The sequence below is a fragment of the Paraburkholderia sp. BL9I2N2 genome (genome assembly GCF_004339745.1).
Lineage (GTDB): Bacteria > Pseudomonadota > Gammaproteobacteria > Burkholderiales > Burkholderiaceae > Paraburkholderia.
Genome location: NZ_SMGP01000002.1, coordinates 1,440,084 through 1,463,455, shown reverse-complemented (window position 1 = coordinate 1,463,455; position 23,372 = coordinate 1,440,084). Strand labels below are relative to the sequence as shown.

18 protein-coding genes are annotated in these 23,372 nt (G+C 61.5%); 11 read left to right on the top strand and 7 right to left on the bottom strand.

Going from position 1 to position 23,372, the window contains the following annotated elements; translation table 11 throughout:
• Window positions 1-25: 25 nt before the first annotated feature.
• Window positions 26-2,755, bottom strand: coding sequence for a LuxR C-terminal-related transcriptional regulator (locus tag B0G74_RS28470; RefSeq protein ID WP_132378530.1), 2,730 nt, complete (start codon window positions 2,753-2,755; stop codon window positions 26-28).
• A gap of 451 nt (window positions 2,756-3,206) precedes the next feature.
• On the opposite strand from B0G74_RS28470, the gene B0G74_RS28465 reads away from it, so the two are divergent.
• The 5 genes from B0G74_RS28465 (at window position 3,207) to B0G74_RS28445 (ending at window position 8,441) form a co-directional block, all read left to right on the top strand.
• Window positions 3,207-3,956: an electron transfer flavoprotein subunit beta/FixA family protein gene (locus tag B0G74_RS28465; protein ID WP_132378528.1), complete on the top strand. Its 750-nt coding sequence runs from the start codon at window positions 3,207-3,209 to the stop codon at window positions 3,954-3,956.
• Window positions 3,957-3,974: 18 nt separating this feature from the next.
• Window positions 3,975-4,922: an FAD-binding protein gene (locus tag B0G74_RS28460; protein ID WP_132378526.1), complete on the top strand. Its 948-nt coding sequence runs from the start codon at window positions 3,975-3,977 to the stop codon at window positions 4,920-4,922.
• A 15-nt stretch (window positions 4,923-4,937) separates the two neighbouring features.
• Complete coding sequence (locus B0G74_RS28455) at window positions 4,938-6,728, top strand: acyl-CoA dehydrogenase C-terminal domain-containing protein (protein ID WP_132378524.1); 1,791 nt, start codon at window positions 4,938-4,940, stop codon at window positions 6,726-6,728.
• Between the two features lie 189 nt (window positions 6,729-6,917).
• Window positions 6,918-7,559: an OmpW family outer membrane protein gene (locus tag B0G74_RS28450; protein ID WP_243658329.1), complete on the top strand. Its 642-nt coding sequence runs from the start codon at window positions 6,918-6,920 to the stop codon at window positions 7,557-7,559.
• Between the two features lie 15 nt (window positions 7,560-7,574).
• Window positions 7,575-8,441, top strand: coding sequence for an SDR family oxidoreductase (locus B0G74_RS28445; protein WP_243658328.1), 867 nt, complete (start codon window positions 7,575-7,577; stop codon window positions 8,439-8,441).
• A gap of 551 nt (window positions 8,442-8,992) precedes the next feature.
• Here the strand turns inward: B0G74_RS28445 and B0G74_RS28440 are convergent.
• From B0G74_RS28440 to B0G74_RS28415, 5 genes are all read right to left on the bottom strand, one after another.
• A complete protein-coding gene (locus B0G74_RS28440) occupies window positions 8,993-9,595 on the bottom strand; it encodes an isochorismatase family cysteine hydrolase (protein ID WP_132379445.1) in 603 nt (200 codons plus the stop codon).
• Window positions 9,596-9,902: 307 nt separating this feature from the next.
• Window positions 9,903-10,748 carry a DUF3667 domain-containing protein gene (locus B0G74_RS28435; RefSeq protein ID WP_132378520.1) on the bottom strand — a complete coding sequence of 282 codons (846 nt, stop codon included), beginning with the start codon at window positions 10,746-10,748 and terminating at the stop codon, window positions 9,903-9,905.
• A 277-nt stretch (window positions 10,749-11,025) separates the two neighbouring features.
• Window positions 11,026-11,652 carry a dihydrofolate reductase family protein gene (locus tag B0G74_RS28430; protein WP_132378518.1) on the bottom strand — a complete coding sequence of 209 codons (627 nt, stop codon included), beginning with the start codon at window positions 11,650-11,652 and terminating at the stop codon, window positions 11,026-11,028.
• Window positions 11,653-12,794: 1,142 nt separating this feature from the next.
• Entirely contained in the window at window positions 12,795-14,462 is a 1,668-nt protein-coding gene (locus tag B0G74_RS28420) for an alkaline phosphatase family protein (protein WP_132378514.1), read from the bottom strand.
• Between the two features lie 349 nt (window positions 14,463-14,811).
• On the bottom strand, window positions 14,812-15,933 hold the full coding sequence (locus B0G74_RS28415) for a hypothetical protein (RefSeq protein WP_132378512.1): 1,122 nt from the start codon (window positions 15,931-15,933) through the stop codon (window positions 14,812-14,814).
• Between the two features lie 458 nt (window positions 15,934-16,391).
• Between B0G74_RS28415 and B0G74_RS28410 the strand changes: the two genes are divergently transcribed.
• Complete coding sequence (locus tag B0G74_RS28410; RefSeq protein ID WP_132378510.1) at window positions 16,392-16,937, top strand: SRPBCC family protein; 546 nt, start codon at window positions 16,392-16,394, stop codon at window positions 16,935-16,937.
• Window positions 16,938-16,975: 38 nt separating this feature from the next.
• Here B0G74_RS28410 and B0G74_RS28405 read toward each other — a convergent pair whose 3' ends face one another.
• Entirely contained in the window at window positions 16,976-17,932 is a 957-nt protein-coding gene (locus B0G74_RS28405) for a LysR family transcriptional regulator (protein WP_132378508.1), read from the bottom strand.
• A gap of 87 nt (window positions 17,933-18,019) precedes the next feature.
• On the opposite strand from B0G74_RS28405, the gene B0G74_RS28400 reads away from it, so the two are divergent.
• The 5 genes from B0G74_RS28400 (at window position 18,020) to B0G74_RS28380 (ending at window position 23,366) form a co-directional block, all read left to right on the top strand.
• The gene (locus B0G74_RS28400; RefSeq protein ID WP_132378506.1) at window positions 18,020-19,642 is read left to right on the top strand and encodes an ATP-dependent acyl-CoA ligase; all 1,623 of its coding nucleotides are present in this window, start codon (window positions 18,020-18,022) and stop codon (window positions 19,640-19,642) included.
• Between the two features lie 113 nt (window positions 19,643-19,755).
• Window positions 19,756-21,099: an MFS transporter gene (locus B0G74_RS28395; RefSeq protein WP_132378504.1), complete on the top strand. Its 1,344-nt coding sequence runs from the start codon at window positions 19,756-19,758 to the stop codon at window positions 21,097-21,099.
• 23 nt (window positions 21,100-21,122) lie between these two features.
• Complete coding sequence (locus tag B0G74_RS28390; RefSeq protein ID WP_132378502.1) at window positions 21,123-22,289, top strand: thiolase family protein; 1,167 nt, start codon at window positions 21,123-21,125, stop codon at window positions 22,287-22,289.
• The gene (locus B0G74_RS28385; protein ID WP_132378500.1) at window positions 22,286-22,588 is read left to right on the top strand and encodes a zinc ribbon domain-containing protein; all 303 of its coding nucleotides are present in this window, start codon (window positions 22,286-22,288) and stop codon (window positions 22,586-22,588) included. The genes B0G74_RS28390 and B0G74_RS28385 overlap by 4 nt, the downstream gene beginning before the upstream one ends.
• Window positions 22,589-22,616: 28 nt before the next feature.
• Window positions 22,617-23,366 (top strand): SDR family oxidoreductase, encoded by a 750-nt coding sequence (locus B0G74_RS28380; RefSeq protein WP_243658327.1) that lies wholly within the window; start codon window positions 22,617-22,619, stop codon window positions 23,364-23,366.
• Window positions 23,367-23,372: the final 6 nt, after the last annotated feature.

The following is a 23,372-nucleotide window of genomic DNA, read 5'->3' as shown; positions in this document are numbered from 1 at the left end:
TCGTCGAAAATGCGTGAACCGCCTGTTAGGCTTGCTTCACGAGTCCCAGCGCCTGCGCGCGCGCAACGGCTTGCGCGCGCTTGTCGACCGAGAGCTTCATGAAGATGCTCTTCACATGAGACTTGACGGTTTCCGGCGCGATGCCGAGAGTGCGCGCGATTTCCTTGTTCGACTGCCCGTCGGCGATCAGGTCGACGATGTTGCGTTCGCGCGCGCTGAGCGCTTCCCGTTCGGTGTCCCGCGCGGATTTGCTGCCGGGCTGGTACAGCGCCCGCCAGCCGTCGAGCAGGCGATCCACATAGCACAGCAGCGCCTTCGTCTGCGCGGTCGCGCGCGTGTCGTCGCGAACGGCCTGCAGCAGCGCGCCGACTTCCGGAAACAAGTCGATGATCGACTGGTAGATGCCCGCCGCCGCGGCATCCTTGAGGACGTCGCGAAAGATCTCGACGGCGCGGTCGCGTTCGTCGGCACCCAGGCAGATCAGGGCGAGCACGCTCCGCAGGCGTAGCGCGAGATAGTGCTCGTGGCGTGCGTCGACGACTTCCAACGCGGCGGTTACGATTTCAACGCCGTCCTGCTTGCGCTTCTGAGCCATCGCGAGATACGCTGCCGCGAGCGAGCGGTAGGTGCGGATCTCCGGCGAGACGGCAGGCGAGCCAGCGGGGCCGGGAGCGGCGAGATGTTCCAGTTGCGCGACACATCCCGCGGCTTCCGCAATGCGTCCTTCCAGCAGATAAAGCCGCGTGCGCTCGACGAGGCCGCCCGCGATCAGCCGGTTCCAGTGGCGCGCGTGACCGAGCGCCTCGCCCTGATTGAGCAGCGCATAGGCCTGCACGGTATTGGAACGTGCGGCCGCGATCCGGATGAGCATGCGATATGCGATCAATGCGCTATCGAGCAGGACTGCCAGATCGATCACCGGCATGAGATCGACGAGCAATGCTTCGGCTTCGTCGAGCCGGCCCTGCTCGTAGCGGATCTGCGCGATCATCGGTGCGCACAGCGCCGCGGCGACGGATTGCGGGCCGGAATGACGCTCGGCCAACTGCATCGCCTCGGTGAAATACCGCTCGGCCACGCCGAAGTGCATCTGCTGCATTTCCGCATGCCCGAGCAGGCACAGCCGGTACGTCGAAGCGAACACATTGCGCTGGTCCTCTTCGATCGAATAGGGGATCCACGGCGTTGCGTAGAGCGCTTCGAGATTGCCCGCCTTCCAGTGCGCGAAACGCACGACGTTGGAGGCGACATTGGTGCTCCAGATATCGGTCGACGGCCGGTCGAGGCACGGCTGCGCAATCGCAAGCGCTGCTTGCGGATTGTCCTGCAGCGCCACCACGACCGAGCGGATCACCCGGCATTCCCAGCGGATGCTGTCGGGGTCGGCGCTCACGTGCGCATCGCGCTCGATCGCATCCAGCATGGCGAGCGCATCGTCCGAACGTATCGAGAGCGCCATGCCCCAGGCGATCGCCAGCGTGACCTCGATCTGTCCTTGCATGAGATGCGCCGGGAAACGGCGCTGCCAGCCGAGCAGTGTCAGCAGATCGCCTTTCTTGACGAGCGCCATCGCGCAGTTGCCGATCAGGCTGATCGCGTCGTCCGTGTCGCCCGCGGCGATCGCGTGCCTGACCGCGTCTGTCCAGAGTTCCCGCGATGCATACCACCGGCACGCGCGGCGATGCAGATCCGCCAGTTCGTCGCCCGACTGCGCGTCCAGCCTTTGGCGCAGATAGTCGCTCAGCAGAGGGTGATAGCGGAACCAGTGCCCTTCAAGATCCATCGGCTCCAGCAGCAACTGGCGCGCGGCGATCGCTTCCAGCATGCTCTGACTGGCCTTGACGCCGGTTACCGCCTGGCACAGCGGGGCCGTCAACCGTTCGAGTATCGCCGTGCGCAGCATGAAGGAGACCATCTCGTCGGGCAAGCGCGTGAGCATGTCTTCGAGGTAGGCGGCGAACGGCCGTGAAGTGCCGGATGGCGCACTCGACTCCCAACCCGGCCTGGGTTCTTCCCGCGACAGCACCGACGCTGAAATGCGCAACGCCGCCGCCCAGCCTTCCGTTGTTGCGTGCAGCGATTTCACGCCGAACGTGCCCAGTCTGCCCGGGCATTCGCGCTCCACAAAGCAGCGCGTCTCGTCGAAATTGAAACGCAGTGTCGACGCGTCGACCTCCAGCAGTTCGTTTTGCGCTCTCAGCCTGGCGAGCGGCAGCGCGGAATCCACACGGGTGCAAACGATTACATGCACATGCGACGGTGCGTTCGCGATGAAGAACGACATGGCGTCGTGAATCGCAGGGAGGCTGATCAGATGGTAGTCGTCGAGGAACAGACACACCTCGTCTTCGACTTCCACGAGGTCGTTGATCAGCGTCGAGACGACGGCATGGGCCGGAACCAGAGAAGTGGCCGCCGTCAGGCCGATCGCCGACGCGCCGACATTGCTGCAGGCATGCTGCAATGCCTGCGCGAGATGGTGGAGGAAGCGCGCGGGTTCGTCGTCTTCGTCACCGAGCGACAGCCATGCGACGCGCGCACCGCTGGCGCGCAGCCGATTAAGCCACGTGATCGCGAGCGAGGTCTTGCCGAAGCCGGCGGGCGCCTTGATCACGGTGAGCCGTCTGTTCTCTGCCTGAGCCGCCAGATCGAACAGGCGCGGACGATCGATCAACCCCGGCGACAGGCGCGGCGGCAGAACCTTCGTAGCGAGCAGGAGGGGCAGCGTCTCGGAGTGCATGGGTTCCTTGGTCATACGCACGAACTGCTCCGGGTATTTGGGTTCTCCCTGGTGAGCTCCCCCTGTCCATGCGATCGCGCTCCCCTGTACGGGGGATATTGCGCAGCGCTTCGCGAGTGCACCATGGTTTCCATGGAGGACATCGAAGTGCAACCGGGATCATCCTGCGGCGCGCCGATCGGCTATCGCGTGACAGGGTCGCCGAGCACGCCCGGGACCGGTGCGTCGCCGAGGAAATGATACGCCCAACCACCTACAGGGAGGAGACATGTCGACCGCATCGAACCACGTTGCAACGCACAAACGTGGTCCGTCTCCGTCCCATGCGCATGAACGCAATCTGGGCAGCTTACCGAATACCACGCACGCGTAGTCGAAATCGAATCGACGGACCGTGCCTCCATGCACCTGAATCGACCGGCTCCTGGCCGGCCGGGCGGAGCGTTTTTGTCAAACGGAGTAGCCAATGAAAGTACTTGTTCCCGTCAAGCGCGTCGTCGACGCCAATGTGAGGGTTCGTGTGAAGGCCGACGGTAGTGCCGTCGACATCGCCAACGTGAAGCTGTCGATGAACCCGTTCGACGAGATCGCCGTGGAGGAGGCCGTGCGGCTCAAAGAAGCCGGTGCAGCCACGGAGGTGGTCGTGGTCTCTTGCGGCGTGCAGGCGTGCCAGGAAACGCTGCGCACTGCGATGGCGATCGGCGCCGACCGCGCCATTCTGGTCGAGACCGAGGCGGAACTGCAGCCGCTCGCCGTGGCCAAGCTGCTGAAGGCGCTGGTCGACAAGGAGCAGCCGCAACTGGTGATGCTCGGCAAACAGGCCATCGACGACGACGCCAACCAGGTCGGCCAGATGCTCGCTGCGCTGCTCGGCTTGCCGCAGGCCACGTTCGCATCGAAGGTGGTCGTGGAAGCCGGGAAGGCGACAGTGACGCGCGAGATCGACGGCGGGCTGGAAACGATCGAGGTCGATCTGCCTGCTGTGATCACCGCCGATCTCCGGCTCAACACGCCGCGTTACGCAACGCTGCCCAACATCATGAAGGCGAAGAAAAAGCCGCTCGATGTCGTGACGCCCGATGCCCTCGGTGTCGACGTCACGCCGAGGCTGACGACGCTCAAGCTGGCCGAGCCCGCGAAACGCGAGGCGGGCATTCGCGTCACCGACGCCGCCGAGTTGGTGGAAAAGCTGAAGAACGTTGCGCGTGTGATCTAGAGAAAAGAGGAGACAAACATGTCCGTACTCGTTGTTGCAGAACACGACAATCAAACGCTCAAGGCAGCAACCTTGAGCGCCATCACCGCTGCCGCCCGCCTCGGCGACGAAATTCATATGCTCGTGGCGGGATCTCAATGCGGGAGAGTCGCGGAGCAGGCGGCCAGCATCGCAGGCGTGGCCCGCGTGCGCGTGGCCGACGCCGCGCACTACGAGCACGCGTTGGCGGAGAACCTGGCCGCGCTCATTGTCGGACTGGCTCCGGGCTACAGCCACCTGTTCGCGCCCGCCACCACTTCGGCGAAGAACGTGATGCCGCGCGTCGCGGCGCTGCTCGACGTCGCGCAGGTCTCGGAGATCGTGGCGGTGGAGTCGGCGGATACGTTCGTGCGTCCCATCTACGCGGGGAACGTGCTGGCTACGGTGCGAAGCGTGGATCGCATCAAGGTCCTGACGGTTCGGACCACGGCCTTCGCCGCGGCGCCGGCCGACGGGGGCGTCGCGGTGATCGAATCGCTCGCGCCGGCCGCGGAGGTTTCGGCTTCCCGCTTCGTGAGTCAGCAACTGACCCGCTCCGAACGTCCTGAACTCACCGCCGCGCAACGCGTCATCTCGGGCGGCAGAGGCATGGGTTCCAGCGAGAGCTTCGCGCTCCTCGACGAGATCGCCGAGCGGCTCGGCGCGGCGGTCGGCGCATCCCGTGCCGCGGTGGATGCCGGTTTCGTGCCCAATGACTATCAGGTGGGACAGACCGGCAAGGTCATCGCTCCGCAGCTTTATATCGCGGTGGGCATATCGGGTGCGATCCAGCATCTGGCCGGCATGAAGGACTCGAAGGTGATCGTGGCGATCAACAAGGACGAAGAAGCACCCATCTTCCAGATTGCGGACTACGGCCTCGTCGGCGACCTCTTCAAGGTGCTGCCGGAGTTGTCGCGTGAACTGGACAAGCAGCAACAGAACTGATTCCAGGAGTAAATGATGACCACCTATATTGCGCCGTTGCGCGACATGCATTTCGTAATGAACGAGTTGGCCGGCCTCGACGCTTTATCGTCGCTACCGGCCCTTGAGGACGCGACGCCGGAACTCGCCGGCGCAGTGCTCGAGGAGGCGGCAAAGTTCGCCACCGAAGTGCTTGCGCCGCTCAACAAGACCGGCGACGAGCAGGGTGCGCGCCTGACCCGCGATGGCGTCATTGCGGCAGACGGATTCGGGGCGGCCTACCAGCAATTCGTCGAAGGAGGCTGGAACGGGCTCAGTGGGGATCCTGATTACGGCGGTCAAGGCCTGCCCGAACTGCTGCATGCGGCGACCGTGGAGATGTGGAACTCCGCCAACATGTCTTTCGCCCTGTGCCCGCTGTTGACGGCGGGTGCCACTGAGGCATTGCGACTGCACGGCTCACAGGAACTCAAGGCCCGCTACTTGCCGAACCTGATTGGCGGCGAGTGGACCGGCACGATGAATCTGACCGAGTCGCAAGCCGGTTCGGACCTTGCGGCCGTTCGTACGAAAGCCGTTCCTGAGGGAGATCACTATCGCCTGTATGGCCAGAAGATCTTCATCACGTGGGGCGATCATGACATGACCGGCAATGTCATCCATCTCGTGCTGGCGCGCACGCCCGATGCGCCCGAAGGCGTGCGCGGCATTTCGCTTTTCCTGGTGCCCAAGTTTCTCGTGAACGCCGACGGCTCGCTGGGACAACGCAACGATGTGCATTGCGTGTCCCTCGAACATAAGCTCGGCATTCACGCGAGTCCGACCTGCGTGATGAGTTTCGGCGATCAGAATGGCGCGATCGGCTATCTGGTCGGGCAGGAAAACAAGGGCCTCGCACATATGTTCACGATGATGAACGAGGCCCGCCAGAAGGTCGGCATTCAAGGGCTCGCGATGGCCGAGCGTGCATATCAACAGGCGCGTGAATACGCGAAAGAGCGCATTCAGGGCAAGCCGGCCGCAAGCAAGTCGAGCACTGCAGTGGCGATCATTCAGCATCCGGACGTGCGGCGCATGTTGCTGACGATGAAAGCTCAGGTGGAAGCGATGCGAGGCTTCGCCTATGTGATGGCGGCCAATGCGGATTACGCGCACCGGCACCCGGACGCCGGCGAACGCAACCGCTATCAGACCCGTGTCGATCTGCTGATTCCGGTCCTGAAGGGTTGGTGCACTGAACTGGGTCAGGAGATCGCATCACTCGGCGTACAGGTGCACGGCGGGATGGGCTACATCGAAGAGACCGGCGCGTGCCAGTACCTGCGCGACGCTCGCATTTCGACCATCTACGAAGGTACGACGGGCATCCAGGCAGCCGACCTTGTGGGCCGCAAGCTCGCCACGGACCAGGGGGCGGCAATGGCTGAACTGATTGCGGAGATGCGCGAGCTCGCGCTTGAACTGGAGCGCAGCACGGATAGGCGCCTTTTCCCGGTCGGCGCGGCGGTGGCCACCGGCGTGCAGGCGTTGGAGGACGCGACCGGGTGGATGCTTCGAGCCCTGGCGAAAGACGTGGACGAAGCATTGGCCAGTTCATTCGACTATCTGATGCTTACCGGCTATGTGTGCGGCGGATGGCAGATGGCGCGCGCCGCGCTGGCCGCGTCGAGAAAATGCGCTGCGGGCGAAGATCCGGCGTTCCACGAAGCGAAGATCGCGACGGTACGGTTTTACGCGGACAAGATACTGCCCAAAGCGAATTCGCATGTGGAGATGATCCGCTCAGGCGCATCCGGCGCGTCGGATATCGCCATCGAACAATTCTGATCCCGATTTTCAAACGAGTTAGGAAGTCATAAGACGATATTAATTCGTCATGCAAAATATAAAATGGAGGAAAAGGTGAGGAAAGTCAGGTATCTGCCCTTATTGACAGGGGTAGTGTGCGCCGGCGCACTGGCCCAAAGTGCGGGTAGTTTCATCGCGACTGGCGGGGGCACATGGATTGACTATGGCATGTCGTCGGCAACGCCATTGCAAAGCACTTCGGCGGCAGGCACCTTCACCTCGTCGGGGACGACTGGCCAGATACACAATACCTGGACGGTCGAGACGGCGTTCACGTATTTCATCACGGACAACATCGCGATCGATCTGGCGACCGGCGTGCCGCCGAAGCTCAAACTCTACGCGCAGGGTACGGTGACGCCGTTCGGCCCCGGCGGTCCCTCCCTCGGACTGGGCAATCTGCAACCGCTCGCGACAACCAGAGCGTGGCCGCCGATTCTTTTCCTCAAGTACTACTTTGGCGCGGCGCAGGCGAAGGTGCGTCCTTTCCTCGGTGTGGGTGTCAACTACACCTGGTACACGGCGGTCCAGCTCAATCCGACATTCAATGGTGCGTTGCACACGGTCGCCGGGCCTGGGGGAGACGTTAAGGCATCGCTCAGTCCGTCATGGAATCCGGCATTCAATGCGGGCGTCTCCTATAACTTAAGCAAGAACTGGTACGCCACCGCATCGGTGACGTATATGCCGCTCAAGACGAATGCGACGATCACTGCCGTCGCGGCCAACGGGCAAACCGTGCTGACCAACAGGACGCGCATTACGGCGAATCCGTGGATCGGTTTCGTGGGGATCGGCTACCGGTTCTAGCCGAATCGTTCAGTGATGCCCCTCGGTACGAGGGCGTATAACCAGGAGGGAAGCATGCTAGTCACTCGATACCTGTCGAACGACCTGTTCGCAGGCAAAACCGTTTTCATCACCGGTGGCAGCAGCGGCATCAATCTCGGCGTGGCGAAGAACTTCGCCGCCTTGGGCGCCCAGGTGGCCATCTGCGGCCGCACTCAGGAAAAGCTGGATACGGCTGCGACGGAACTGCGCGCACTCGGCGCCACGGTTTGCCCTATCGTTGCCGACGTGCGTGATTTCGGCGCGCTGGAAGCGGCCTTCGCGAGGAGCAGGGCGGACTTGGGTCCCATGGACGTGCTGGTCTGCGGCGCGGCCGGCAATTTCCCGGCCCCGGCGGAGAAGCTCTCCGCCAACGGCTTCAAGACGGTCATCGATATTGATCTGCTTGGAGCCTTCAACGCCTCACGGGCGGCCTTCGAGCAGTTGAAGGAGACACAGGGCGCCATCATCTACATTTCCGCAGGCATGGCGTACATGCCGCACGCCTTCCAGGTGCATGTGGGTGCCGCCAAGGCGGGCATCGATATGTTGATGAGAAACCTGGCGCTGGAGTGGGGGCGCTATGGTATTCGCACGAACAGCATCGTCCCCGGACCCATCGAGGGGACCGAAGGCATGAAGCGGCTGTTGAGCGCGGAGCGATACGAAGAGTTCGTGAACGCCATTCCGCTGCGGCGCATGGGCACGGTGGATGACATCGGCCAGAGCGCGGTTTTCCTCGCTTCGCCGCTTGCTTCCTATATTTCGGGCTGCGTGATGGTTTGCGATGGGGGCCAGAACCTGGCCGGTTCGGCGTTGTTCAACATAGGCGCGGAACAGATGCTGCGCACGCAAGCGAGATGAAATGAGGCTGGACTTCGAAAACCCCGGCGGATGATGACGCCTTTCTGGACGTCGAGCTTCCCGGACCTGCCTGGACGCGTGCCTGCCGACCTGGTAGCATGAGGTGCCGTTCGCCGTCACTGGCATGCATTGCGATCAGCCGACGTGATTTTTCATCTTGATGTGTTAAAACCGGCATTGCCAAAGGGAGAGGCATCCGACGGATCTGCTGGCGTAAACACGAAGCAACAGATGTCGCTGGATCTTGACGATGTATGGTGACGTTAGCGTGCAGCGTCTGCCGAATCAGGGAGTGGTCTTATGCGGAAGCGGAAGTTCGCAGGAAAGATGACTGGGGAATCGAGTCTGCCGGAATTACTGAACCGGCTTGAACTGGCATTGGCCGGAATGCCCGATCGCACGTCTGTCTGCAAAGCCCTGTCGGATCTCAACAAACGACTCGGCTCGGTCGGCGAGCAAACTCCTTCTCGAAGCAGTCGATCCACGGCCTCGCGGCGTCGGCGGCAAACGGCAGTTGAATCTTTACCGCTGTTTTCTTGAAGCCGGCACTGCTAGGCAAGCAACGACAAAGCATCAGCGAGCGAGAGCACCGTCGTGCGCGAATCGAACGCCGTTGAAAAAAGATGATCGTGCACGACCTGATCCGGGTCGTAGCAGCAATCCTTGACCGTGAATAAGCGGAAGTCCGCATCGCTCGCGTACGCAACCGACGACAGTACGACACCGGTCGACGCTATGCCCACCATGAGCAGCGTATCGATCCCCCGCGCGGAAAGCCGCGCCTGCAGGTCGGTACCAAAGAACACGCTTGCGCGATGCGCGATGATGAGCGGTTCAGTGGCTTGCTGGCCGAGTTCCGGCGCGATCTCGTCGTCGATGAAAAGACCCAGTTGCTTGATTCCCTGTCCGTTTTTGTTCAACGGACTGACTTCCGGATAGCCTGGACTAAAGTGGATGTTGGCGAAATAGACGCTGACACTTTTGGCCCGCGCGGCGTCACACAGTTTGCGTGTATTGGCGAGCAGCGCGGGTGCGACCGATGGAAACAACCCCAGGATGTCGGTCTGGTAATGCATGACCACTAGAGCGGTTTGCGCTGGAACGATCGCTGGAATCTGCATGTTCAAGCTTTGCGCCGCGGCGGCGCTTCCCATGTCCTGTTGATGATCCGCCGGATCGACGGGTCCGGATTCAATGCGTGGCGACATAAGGGCTACGCGATAAAGAGAGATGCTCGACTCTACCACGAGCACCTTGAAGCGAAGTTTCGAGAAACGAAGCGTGGTGGACTTGGCCGATTCAGCCAATGGCGAATCGTTCGAGCGTCTGGTTGCACCTTATCCATCCTGGCTTGGCTGAGAAAGTTTTCCGACCACTGTCCAGTGTCGAGGACCGGTTGGCTCCTTGCGGTGGTGTATACGGCGTTGTCTGGAAAACGCAGCGTGCAAAAATGTTCAACCGTCATGCCGTATATAACGTGATCAGAAAGATCGCGAATCGATAGCCAAGAACGATCAGGCCAGCCGCCAGCGTCATCGTCGCCGCCTTGACGAGGCGCGTTATACCGTGAGAACCGAAGACGGGTTTCAACGCGAAAAACAAATAGCCGCCGCAGAGTCCAAGATTGATGATCGAAAGAATGTTGTCGACATTGGGTGAATCGAGCCCGAGACCACCCAGACGGACCTCAATGGCCGCGATGGCTAGCGCGAGCGAGAACAGCAATAACAAGAACGTATAGAGATGGAGTGAGAAATAGACGAAGGCAACAAACGGCTTGCGTGCCCGCAGAGAGGTCATCCACAACAACAAAGTGAACGGAACGACCATGAGAATGATCAGTGACTTGGCATTGAGCACTGCCGCACGGTCGAAAGTGGTCGTGTACTGGCGCAGGCTCGTTCCCAGTTTTGCGACGCGTTCCGCCACCAACGACTGCGCGAGCGAACTCCAGTCCTGGTGATGGAGGTGCGACTCCAGAGTCGAGCCGAAGATCTGGGTATCGGTAAGCGACTGCATCGCAAAGAAGAAGGCGTTCGCGATGAGAAACAGCTGGAACGGGGGCACATAAGGCATCCGCTTTCCATTCAGATGCGCGACGGTCAACTCGCCTGGGTGGCGTAGCAGGACCCACATCGTGCTAATCAGGCGCCCATCGATGCTTGTCGCCGCGTGCAGGACCTTTGCGCCGATCGCGCGCAGCGTGAGGTCGGGCGGCCTAAGTGGGCTCTCGCCGCACTGCGGACAGAAAGGCGTGGTGACGTGATTGGCACACGTCGGACATGTCCAGGGTTCGATCGAAGACATGACTTTCTCCGTTGGACCGCCCGCACATACAGATACAGTTGGTTGCAAGCGCGGCGGCCTATCATCTGCGCAAAGCTGCGCACCTCACCAGAGTTTGCGCCTTTCGAGACCCGGATCACACTCATGCGCGTCAATGCCCGGCTCAGAAGCGGGCATCAAGGCGCGAACGCCCGAATAAAGCCGACCCGTGAAACGGGTTCGGCTTGAGGGATTTGTCAGGCTGCAATTCGTGCAGCCGGAGAGTGTGCAAGATTGCATGTTCTTACTGCAGGGAGTGTCAATTGACTTCTTCGAACGTTCCTGTGCGCACCTCGCCGTCGCGCACGTAGCGGGTAATCAGCGCGCCGCCGGGCGTGCTGGCCGAGTGCGCCAGAGTGAAGGCAGACGCTAGTGCGTCGTCGCCGAACAAGCGCTTGCCGCGCCCAAGTATGATGGGGTAAATCACAAGCCAAAGCTCGTCCACCAAGCCGGCTACGAGCAGTTGGCGCACCATGTCGCCGCTGCCAAACGTCAATAGATTGGCGCCGTCCTGAAGTTTAAGCGCGCGTATCGCGTCGGCAAGGTCGCCCTCCAGCGCATGACTGTTCTGCCAGTCAAGGGTGCCGGATCGATGTGTGGCCACGTGCTTAGGTACGCGGTTGAACGGATCAGCGATGGTGCGGCTGCTTGAATCGGCCGGCACGCGCGGCCAGTACGCCGCAAATATGTCGTAGGTGCAACGCCCCAACAGCAACTCGAACGGCTGCGAGAGCAGGTCTTGCAAGTTTTGGCCGATGGCTTCGTCAGCATAAGGAACGATCCAGCCACCAAGGCGGAAATCGCCGCTGGGGTCTTCTGCAGGCCCGCCAGGGGCTTGAATTACACCATCCAGACTGATGAAAGCGGAAACAGTGAGCTTGCGCATAATGTCCTCCAAGTCGACGGACCCGCTCGGTCCGTAGATACGACGAACGAATCGCATGTGGATCGACAACCCGCCCAGCGGTCAACACGCGCTGGCCGCGCCAAGCCGAACGCTGAATTGAGCAGTGCCGCGAAGCGGCGTCGGCTTGAATCAATGTTAACCCTCACCTGAGCGGACCTCCTACGCGATCTCCGCTTGGTTCGTCCAGAGTCACCCGTCGAGATCGTCGCTTGAGTGCATGGACTTTGTGTTGGGTGACCGCACACAGACGCTCGAAAAACGTTGTCTATAGCCAGACGTCGTCGCCGCTCGATTCAGCTGTAAACGCCCGAGTGGTCGAGGTCAACATTGTTTGTTTTCAGGCAGTTAGGGACGCTCGGAAGATGAGCGAATCACGCTTGGCACAACCCATGCATTTATAGCGGTGGGCACAACGACGGACAGTTTGGTGCTACCGCCACGGCATCAACATGGATAGCGCAGATTCCGAGAACCTGTTGTTCGTTTGAGCCACTTTGTTGGCGCGCGGCAAAGTCCGCCACGTCGACCCATCCGTGTTGACCATAGCGCGCCGCTATGGACCTGATCCGGGTGCGTTCGACGGTTCAACAAGCTCATTGGAGTCGTCATGAAAACGAGACCTATCGCCGCTCTGTTAGTCGCGAGCTCCGCATTGCTGGTTGCACCCGCCTTCGCGGGCGGTGACGATCAGACTTCCTCCTATCGAAGCGATGTCGGCGCGTCAGTATCGCACCGCAGTCAAACCGCTCACACGAAGGCGACGGCAGAAGGCCATGGCAGCGTGGTTGACGGGAGCCACGGTGGCGTCGGCGGTAGCGAATCGGGCAAGTCGCAATCCGGTCGGCGTGCCCCGGGTGATAGCATCAACCCGATGTATCGCGGTGGTTGATCAACTTGTTCGCGGAGCGCCAGTTCGCTGGTACTCCGCGACTGAACCGTTGCTTCTACGCCGATCGGCGCTTCGTCCTGGTCATTGTTGCCCGCCCAATTGAACGGCCGGCCAGGGAGGTCTCCAGGCCGGCCACAATTTACCGACGACACGATACGGGACCGCTGTACGTTCCAAAGAATCGCATCGCCCAAGTGCCGCGATCCACTAGCGGCACAGCACAGCTGTTCGCCTAAAAGCGCTCGCGATCGAACTCCGGCAGCGCACGCGTTCCTTCAATAGTGACCGAGTGCAGCAGGTCAGGCTCCAGATCGAGCAGACGCAGGATCGTCGGCGCAACCTGCGTGGTCAGCACACGCTCGTCGTTCGTCCGTCCAGCGTGATGGCCGTGAGGCACGTAGATCACGAGACCGAGATGGCTGTCGTCGGGAGCGTTGCCGCCGTGCTCTTCGTCCTTGGCCGTACTCGATGTATAGATGACCCCCGGATTCGGCTGGACGATGATGTCAGGTGTGCGTCCGCGTGCCGGATCGCCGAACCGGCCTGCCAGTTGCGGGCCATACAAAACGTACGCCTGCGGGCCGTCCGCACAAATGCCGGGTGCGTTGCAGCTCAGGTTGTCTTTCAAGGTCTTCACGACAACAGGCAGTTGGCTTTGATCGCGCAACCAGATCAGACCGACGTCATCGGTCTGCACGAAACCCGTACCCACGAGCCCCGTTCCGTCATTGAGGTTGCCGCTCTTCGTACTGTTCTGCCCGAAGTTGCCGTTCGGGTCCAGATAGTTGTTTGCTTCAAGCAGTTTCGAGAGCGTATCGCCGTTCTTCACGAGCTTCGAATGGTCGCTCGGGGACTGCCCGTGCTTCGCCGTGACGATGATTGCCGTCGACGAATAGAGGTTGCGCTGCTTCAGTTCGGATACGATGCGACCCAACGCGTTGTCCAGATAAGCAATCGCGTTGGTGACCTGCGGACCCGGCGTGAAACTCGCATCCAGATAGCCGCCGCCAGTCGCGACCGTTGCCTTCTGGGCGACGCTCAAAGTCTGGAAGTTGGTCCCAAACACCGTGGGTACGTCGGCACTGGATTGGCCTGTCGAATCCTTGCCGTCAATTTCATTGATCAGCGACTGCACGTGGAAATTGTCGAACTGTTCCGTGTGCGTGTAGACGTCCGTGTAGTTCGTGTTGGTGGCCGGATCAATCGAATTGATCTCGGTGCGCGAAAGATCGTCGACGCCTTTGCCAGACGGGCCATTGAGCCAGTCGTAGCCCCAAGCATGTTTGTCTGCCCAGGCAGTGCGAGCGCCCTTCACGTTGTGTTTGACCACTTCGAAGATCGTATTGGTCTTCACATAATTGTGCGGATAGACGGGCGTACAGACACCATTGAGCAAAGCATGCGGGATGGCCTGCGGATTGAACGCGCCACCGCCGTCGAGGTGCGTCAGTGCGCCGCCGTTCTCGCCGTCGATGCCAGTAGTCTCGTCGAATACGACATTCCAGCCTTGCTTGCCTGTACAACTGGTATCGGACGGCGCATAGAGCGTGCGGTCATAGGATACGTCGTAGAACAGGCCCGCGGATTTGGGCGAGCCCCCGGTGACGAGCGCCGCGAGGCCCGGGAACGAATCCGAAAGGCCAGGCGTGTGCGCGTTGGTGTAGGTCGTCCCCGACTTGGCCAGCAACGCAAGGTTCGGGCACGCATTCGATCCGACGCAGCGTGCGACGTCCTGCTCATGCAAACCATCGAAGCTAATCAGCAGCACATGCTTCACCGACTCATGCCCACGATCGTGTTCATCTCCCGCCGTCGCGCCTGCGGAATACAGTCCGGCAAGCAAGACAACTCCCACGCCAACGGCGATTTGCGTACGCGTCCCAATCCTGATCGTCTTCATTTCCCGTCCTTTTAGGTTGCCACGAAATATTTGGTAATGCGGGAAAGAATGTGCAGTGGAATTGAGTCGTCCGGATGAATCGACGCTTTCGATTTCATAACTCATGAGCGACTTGTGCGATGGGCAAAACAAACTGCGCCATAAGCGTCTTCCTTAAGGTTTCCTTAAGGAATAGATGGTCTAGTGAAATGTTGAGCTACGATGAAAGACGGCCACCACCGGCGCACCAGACCCGTAACCCACCGGATCGTGGAGCGTTGGTGGGAGCGCCTATTCACTCGTGTTGAAACCGAGTCTGCGGTAATCGTCATCCAATCCGGCCCGCTAGACAATGACCCACATCGGAGAACTAGAGGGTCGAGAACACCGAGATGCCGCCGTTAGGAAATCCTGCCGCGCCGGGCTGAAATGGCACATACACTTGCCCGCGCATGCTGTCGATGGCGACAGAATGCGCCCCCGTGCCCACTGGAATCTTGAAGAGCAACTGCCGTGATGCGCCATCGATCACGCCCAACTGCGGGCTAAAACCTGACGCTGCAGCGGTGCCGTTCGTGACGTAGTGCCGGGCCGGCAGGAAATAGCGGTTGGAAGCCGGATCGTAATTGACCTGGTCCACCCCGCCAAATGGCAAGCTGGCTTGAATTGCGCCACTCGCACGATCGAGGATCAGCGTGATGAGCGGGTCGCCAGCCGGCGGATCGCAGCCAATGAGCACGTCGTTATTCGGGCCAAGCACGATTCCCGCCGGTGCGCATTTCCCTAGTGGGAACGACTTGCTGACAGAGGGGCTGCCCGTCACTGCGGAACTGGCGGTGATGACATCGAGCTCGCCGTCGGGATTGGCAGAAGTCCCGTCATTGTTGATCAAAAAGCTCTTCGAGACAGGATCATAGGTGCATGCTTCGAGCCCCGACGAGCCGTTGAAAGGAAGCTTTACCACCGCCTTTTGTGTCAGCGTGGAAATGAATGTCACGAACGGCGGCGAGTCTCCGGGGCTCGCGTACATCACGAGATGATCGTCAGGATCGTAGCAACCCTCATCGACGCGCGATCCGGAATTGCTGATGGCGATTGTGTTGACGGTCTTTTGCGCAGCCGTATCGATCACCTTGACTGAGTCGACGTCGCCGACATAGATCGTGTTCGTGCCGGTGATCCCGACAATTCCGTCGGGACCGGACTCATTGGTTGTGGCGCCGGCACCGATGAATGGTCCAGGGATCTGTGCGATCAACGTGTTCGATTGGGTGTCCACGACATCGACTGCTTTGTTGTTGCGGTCGGTAAGAAAGTACTTGCCGGCCTCGACGTAGCCGATATCGAAACTGAATGGTGGGCTCGAAGCATTGGGCACGGCGATGTTCGTCAGTAGCTTTGGCGGTGTCGGTGCGCTGACATTGTCTCCACCTCCGCAGCCGGCCACTGCAGCCGCAGCGAGCAACATCAAGGCTATCAGGCGATTCTCCATCAAGTCATCTCCTTTCCGTTTATTGGTTTGACCGTCAGTCCAGGGATCGGCCCGAGTGCTAAAATTTCTCCCGCTCCCGAGTGACGACGAGCAACAAACCATTTCTTAAGGAATCTTAAGAAATGGCTATCTGAAGAAATAGGCAGGACTGGCTGTCCGGCTCACACAATGGCGGCGCGACGGAAAATCGGAAAGTAAAACTTATTTATGGTCTACATTACGTGGACGCTATACCTGTAATGAATCTGAAGCTTCCATAGAGGTGGTGGTGACATGCCGGCCGCCGACTTGCGCCGAATGCACGAGACGGTGAGCGGGAAGTTCCTGCCGTTCGATCGCCGCATGGCCGGACCGCACGTCACTTATTGACGCAAGACGACAGCGCTCGCATCCGATCCGCTTGACCCACGACTCCGCAGTAAAATAACTTCGCCTGGAGCGCGTGGAGTACAAAGCGTATGAAAAACCGTACACGGTTCGTCACCGCAATATTGGCCGTGCTCGTCACCATCGCGTTGCTCCTTATCCCATTGCCGCAGCGGATCGGGCTCGACACGCACATCGTGACGGTTGCGTCGATTCAACGCCCTCCCACAGTCGTATTCGACTATGTCACGACCCCGGCTCACTGGCCCGCCTGGCATCCGTCATCGCTCGCGGTCAGCGGCTCGGTGGATCATCCACTCGATCTGGGCGAGCAGGTGACAGAGGAATTCCGTGTAGCCGGCAGGCGCGGCCACGTTGTGTGGACAGTCGCTGCACGGGAGCCTCCGGTCAGGTGGACGATAGAAGGAACGATTGATGGCAGACCGGCTGGTACGGTCACTTACTCGCTGATGTCGACTACGAGCGGGACACGCTTCGAACGTGAATTCACTTATCGCGCGCCGTCGATATGGTTCGCGATATTCAACTGGTCTGTGCTGCGCGGGCGGATTCAATCGGAATCCGATACGGCGGTTTCGCGACTGAAGAGCCTTCTGGAAGCAACACCGCAGCAATAGCCACTTCGTTCATTCCAGCGCAATCGGCCGAGTAATCCTCAAGTTCCGCTTCCGCCATCGCCGGCTTGCTCGGCCCTGGTCGCAGCACTTGATCTGCGCAGCGTCTCCACGACCAGTTCGCGAAGCCAGCGGTTGCCCTCGTCGTTGTCGAAAGTGGCATGCCAATGCACGGAGGACTCGATGGCTGGAAATTCCACCGGCAGCGGATAAATCGAGAACTGACCCGTTTCATTGAAAACGCGTGCGACGCCGCGCGGCAACGTAACCATCCAGTCAGTGCGCTGAAGGATCTGCGGAATGACTGTGAAATGCGGCACGCGCAGCGCAATGTGCCGATGCAGGCCACGCGCCCGCAACGCTTCGTCGATCTCCAGGTGGCTACTGTCACTCGACGCGACGGCCACGTGCGCCAACTCCAGAAACTTCTGCCGCGACAATTGACGCGCAGGCAACCCGGGCCGCTTGCGAGTCATGCACGCATACTGCTCGTGAAACAGAAGGGCCGACTTCGTCACCGGTTTGAGTGCCGATAGATTGCCAATCGCAAAGTCCAGCTGCCCCAGACGCAGCTTCTCTTCGATATCCGCAAATGACACCTGCTCAGCCGCTATCCGCACCAGCGGCGCCACGCGTTGCAACTTCTCGCAGATGGGCGGCAGAAATACCTGTTCCCCGATATCGGACATCGACAGACGAAATTCCCGCGTGCTTGTGGCGGGATCGAAACGTTCCCCGTGACGCAACGTCTCGCGTATCGATGCAATCGCGCGGCTGAGCGGTGCGGCCAATTGTTCGGCCCTCGGCGTCGGCAGCATGCCCTCCGGTGTTCGTGCGAACAGGGGATCGTCGAACAATGCACGCAAGCGCCCAAGGGCATAACTGACCGCCGGCTGGGACAGCCCGAGCTGTTGCCCGGCACGCGTGAGGCTGCGTTCCTCGAGGATCACCTGGAACACGCGCAGCAGGTTCAGGTCGACCTTATTGAAATCAGTCATATTTATGGACTACCCATAATTGATTAATTTGACGGATATACTAGCCGAACCTAGACTCGGCCTCATACATAGGAGAGGCACGAGCACATGGGACTTATCGAAACCCTCGTCGAACCGCGTATCAGTCCGGACCAGGGGCGTGCTGCACATCGCACATTGCCGGCGCTGCTGGCGGCTCGCGCTGCTCGCAACGGCACTGCGCCGCTGTTCTCGGACCGTGCGACCACGTGGACGGCTTCCGACGCTCTTGCAATCGCTGCACGCCGCGCAGGCGCACTCGCCGCGCAAGGAGTCGGGCGCGGCGACCGCGTCGCGCTGCTGTGCGGGAACCGCGTCGAATTCATGGAGATCGTGCTCGGCTGTGGCTGGCTCGGCGCGGTGGTCGTGCCGATCAATACCGCATCGCGCGGGCTGCAACTGGAACATATTCTGCGCAACTGCGGCGCGCGGCTGCTCGTGGCGGAAGCGCATCTCGTCGACGTCGTTCACGCACTCGACGCCCAGGATCTGCCGCTGGAAACGATCTGGCTCATTGGTGAACCCGCAGCGGATGCGCTGAAGCCTACGTACATTACGACTGCGATGCCGCCGGCAGACGAGCCGGTCACACCAGCCGCACTCACCGATGGCGATCCGTTCGCGGTGCTTTACACATCCGGGACTTCGGGCTTGTCGAAAGGCGTGATCTGCCCGCACGCGCAGTTCTATTGGTGGGGCCACTACACCGCGCGTGACCTCGGCGTCGCGGCGGGCGACGTGCTCTACACATGCCTGCCGCTGTTTCATACCAATGCGCTCAACAGCTTTTTTCAGGCGTTGATTCACGATGCCGAACTCGTCGCCGACCGGCGTTTTTCGGCGAGCGGTTTTTTTGACGCGTTGGTCGAAACGCGCGCCACCGTGACCTACGTGCTCGGCGCGATGGTACCGATTCTGCTCAGCCGACCGGTCACGGCGAGCGAGCGCGAGCATCGGGTGCGCGTGGCGCTGGCGCCGGGCGTACCGGGCCATTTCCAGCAGGAATTCACGGCGCGCTGCGGCATTGCGCTGGTCGACGGCTACGGCTCGACGGAGACCAACTGTGTGATCAGCGGCGCGATCGACGCCCAACGTCCCGGCCACATGGGCAAGCTCGTGGCGGGTTTCGATGCCCGTGTCGTCGACGAACACGACCAGCCGGTTCCGGATGGCGAAGCGGGCGAACTAATCCTGCGTGCCGACACGCCGTTCGCATTCGCGAGCGGCTATCTGGGGATGCCCGAGAAGACGGTAGAGGCCTGGCGCAACCTCTGGTTTCATACGGGCGATCGCGTGGTGCGCGACGCCGATGGTTATTACCGCTTCGTCGACCGCCTGAAGGACACGATCCGCCGTCGCGGCGAGAACGTTTCCTCTTTTGAGGTCGAACAAGTGCTGCTGAGTCACCGGTCAGTCGAGACGGCGGCCGTCTTCGCGGTGAAGTCCGCACTCGCTGAAGATGAAGTGATGGCCACCATTGTGCTGCGTGACGGCGAGACGCTCGAACCGCTCGACCTGATTCGCTACTGCGAGCCGCGCCTGCCGTATTTCGCCGTGCCACGTTATCTCGACTTCGCGCGAGACCTGCCGAAGACGGAGAACGGCAAGATCCAGAAGTTCAAGTTGCGCGAGACCGGTGTCACCGCGACGACCTGGGATCTCGACGCTTCGGGATACCGGCTCAAGCGCTGACGATATCAAATCACCCCGTCGGTCTATGGACGCGCGCGGCGCGAGCGTGGCACGGCACGGCAGAAACATCCGCAACATTGAGTGCGTCGACAGATGCACAGCTGGAGGCATAGATGGCAAGCACGCGAACGTTTTCTGCCGCAAGCACCCACGACGATGACGCGGCCGCCGCGCCAGCCGGTTCGGTCGACAAAAAGTCGCTGCGGCGCATTGTCTTCGCATCGGTCGTGGGCAATGCGCTCGAGTGGTATGACTTTTTTCTCTACAGCACGGCGGCGGCACTCGTGTTCGGCGCACTGTTTTTCCCAAAAGGCACGGATCCGCTCGTCGGCACTCTTGCCGCGTTCGCGGGCTTCGCCGTCGGCTTCGCGGCGCGGCCGTTCGGCGGCGTGCTGTTCGGCCATATCGGCGATCGCTACGGCCGCAAGGGCGCACTGGTGTGGACGCTGTCGATCATGGGTGCGGCGACTTTCCTGATCGGCTTCCTGCCGACCTACGCGCAAGTCGGCCTGTGGGCGCCGGCGTTGCTGCTGGTTCTACGCCTGCTGCAAGGCATCGCCGCCGGCGGCGAATGGGGCGGAGGCGTGCTGATGATCAGCGAGTCGGCGCCGCCCGAGAAGCGTGGCTATTACGCGGCATGGAGCCAGATCGGCGTGGGCGGCGGCTTCGTGCTGTCTGCGGCGGTGTTCTTTCTCGTGCAGATGCTGCCAAAGGACGCATTCATGATCTGGGGATGGCGCATCCCGTTCCTGTTGTCGATCGTCATTTTCGGTGTCGGCGTCTACGTCCGCTCGAAGCTGCCGGAGAGCACCGAGTTTGCGAAGGCCGAAGCGGCCGGCAAGAAAGCGCGCATGCCGGTGCTCGAAGTGATCCGCAAACACCCGAAGGAGATCCTGATGGCGATGGGCCTGCGCGTCGCGGAGAACGGCGGCTCGTACATCGTGCTCGCCTTTTCGCTGGTGTACGGCAAGTTCATCGGTGTGCCCAATCAGATCATGCTGGCCGGTGTGATCGTGTCGATGACCCTGGAACTCGGCACGATGCTGCTGTGGGGGCGCTTGTCCGATCGCATCGGCCGCAAGCCCGTGTACATGATCGGCGCGGCGGGTTTCGTCTTGATCGCTTTTCCGTTCTTCTGGCTGATCGGCACCAAGGTGCCGGCGCTGATCTGGCTCGCGTTTCTGCTGGGTAACGCGGTTTGCCACGGCGCGATGATCGGCACGCAGCCGAGCCTGATGGGCGAACTGTTCAGTACCGAAGTGCGTTATTCGGGCATGGCCTTGGGGCATGAAATCGCGTCGGTGTTCGCGGGCGGTCTGTCGCCGCTGATTGCGACCGCGCTGCTCGCGCATTATCACGCAGCCTGGCCGGTGGCGTTGTTGCTGATCGCAATGGGCATGATCACGGTGATCTCGCTGCTGTTCACGCACGAGACGGTGGCTCGGCGCGTGCGTTGACGCTCGATCTGAGGATTCCTGATATGCAAGCCCACTCATTCGATAACGTCGTGCTGACGGCCGGCGTGGAAGTGCCGTACCAGCGCCATGCGAGCGCTGCGTCAACGGGAGATCTGCTCGCGCAGGCATTCGGCGCGGCTCTCGTTCAGTCGGGTTTCTCGGCGAAGGACATAGACGGGCTCGGTGTGGCGTCGTTCACGCTCGCACCCGATCACGCGATCGACCTTGCGTGGCGACTCGGCCTGAGCCCGCGCTGGTGCATGGACGATTGTCACGGCGGCGCGAGCGCCATCAACCTGCTGCAGCATGCAATACGCGCGATTCAGCACGGCGACGCGAATGTCATCGCCCTCGTATCCGGAGACCGCTTCGAGCCGGCTGACTTCAAACAACTGGTCGAGCATTACAACCTGACGACACGCACGTGGTTGCGTCCGCTGGAGAACGGTGGCCCGAACAGCCTGTTCGCCATGCTCACGCAGCGTCACGCGAAGCGATACGGTCTGACGCGCCGCGATTATGGCGCGCTCTGTGTCGCGCAACGCGCATGGGCCGCGTTGAACCCGCATGCCGTCTACCGCACGCCGTTGACGATCGACGACTATCTCGAAGCGCCGATCGTCGCCGAACCGCTGGGACGCTTCGACTGCGTGCCGGTAGTGTGCGGCGCGAACGCGGTGATCGTCGCTCGCGCCGATCTCGTGCGCAACGCGATGAACGTGCGTGTGCGCGCGCTGCAATGCCGCTACAACCTGGACCACCAGGCGGGCGATGGTTTGCAGACTTCGTTGGCGGCGATCGCCAGTGATTTGTGGCGGCAGGCTGGCGCGACGCCGGAGGACATGGATATGGTGTCCGTCTACGACGACTACCCCGTTATGACGCTGGTGCAGCTCGCGGATCTCGGCTTCGCCCGTGACGGCGACCTGCGCGAGTTGATCTCTCGTATCGGCTCGCGCGCGCTCGCCGTCAACACATCGGGTGGGCAACTATCCGCGGGACAGGCCGGCGCCGCCGGCGGCATGCATGGCCTCGTCGAGGCGATCACGCAATTGCGTGGCGCGGCGGGCGAGCGGCAGGTGGCCGACGCGCGCCTGGCGGTCGTGAGCGGGTACGGCATGGTCGAGTATCGCTACGGAATGTGCGCGAATGCTGTCGTACTCGAAAGCGACCGGCGAGGTGCGCAATGACACTCAAGGTATTTCAATGCACCCAGTGCGGGATGACGCTATTTCCGGCTCGGTATTTCTGCCCCGCATGCGGCGGCGGCCAGTGGAGTGAATGTGCGGTGGAACACGGCAGCGTCGCCGAATCGACGGTCGTGCGGCATCGCGTCGGCGCGCAGGGCGGCGGCGATGTGCATCTCGCAAGCGTGACAACGAGCGCCGGGCCCATTGTCATCGCACGGCTCGCGGCTAGCATGCAGCCCGGCGATTCGGTGAGCCTCGACGTGGACGATACCGGTCGTATCGTCGGCCGCGCGGTTTGAGGCCGCGCGGCGTCGAGTGCGGACGCAGGTGAAAAGCAAAGTAAAACGTTCGGAGGTCGTGATGCAGGTCGAAGGCTGTGTAGCGTTTGTGAGCGGAGCCAATCGCGGGGTCGGTGCGTGTTTCGTGAAGATGCTGTTGGAGCAGGGCGCGCGAAAGGTGTACGCGGGCGCACGCGACATCAGCGTGCTGGACGACCGTGATCCGCGTGTCGTGCCGGTCGCACTCGACATTACGAATGCGGAGCAGGTGGCGCGCGCGGCCGCCCTGGCGAGCGATGTCAACCTCCTCGTGAACAATGCCGGCATCAACCGTCTCGAGCCTGCGCTTGCCGCAACCGATCTGAACGCGGCGCGCGCCGAGATGGAGGTCAACTACTTCGGCACGCTGAACATGATCCGGGCGTTCGCGCCGTCGCTGCGACTGAGTGGCGGAGCGATCGTCAATATGTCGTCGATTCTCGCGCGTGTCGCGTTGCCGGCCATGGCGTCGCTCTGCGCGTCGAAGGCGGCTGCGCTTCGGATGACCGAAGCCGTGCGCGCCGAGCTTGCACCGCATGGGGTGAGCGTGCTGTCGATTCTCCCGGGCGCGGTCGACACCGACATGAGCCGCGATTTTCCCCCGCCGAAGATTCCAGTTGCCGAGGTCGTCGATGCGGCTTTTGCGGCGCTGAGGGACGGCAACGACGAGGTCTATGTCGGCGCCATGGCCCAACAGATCGCCGCCGGCCTGGCGACGGACCGGCAGGCGGTGCAGGTGAGTCTCGCACGCGGCGCATGAAAGAAC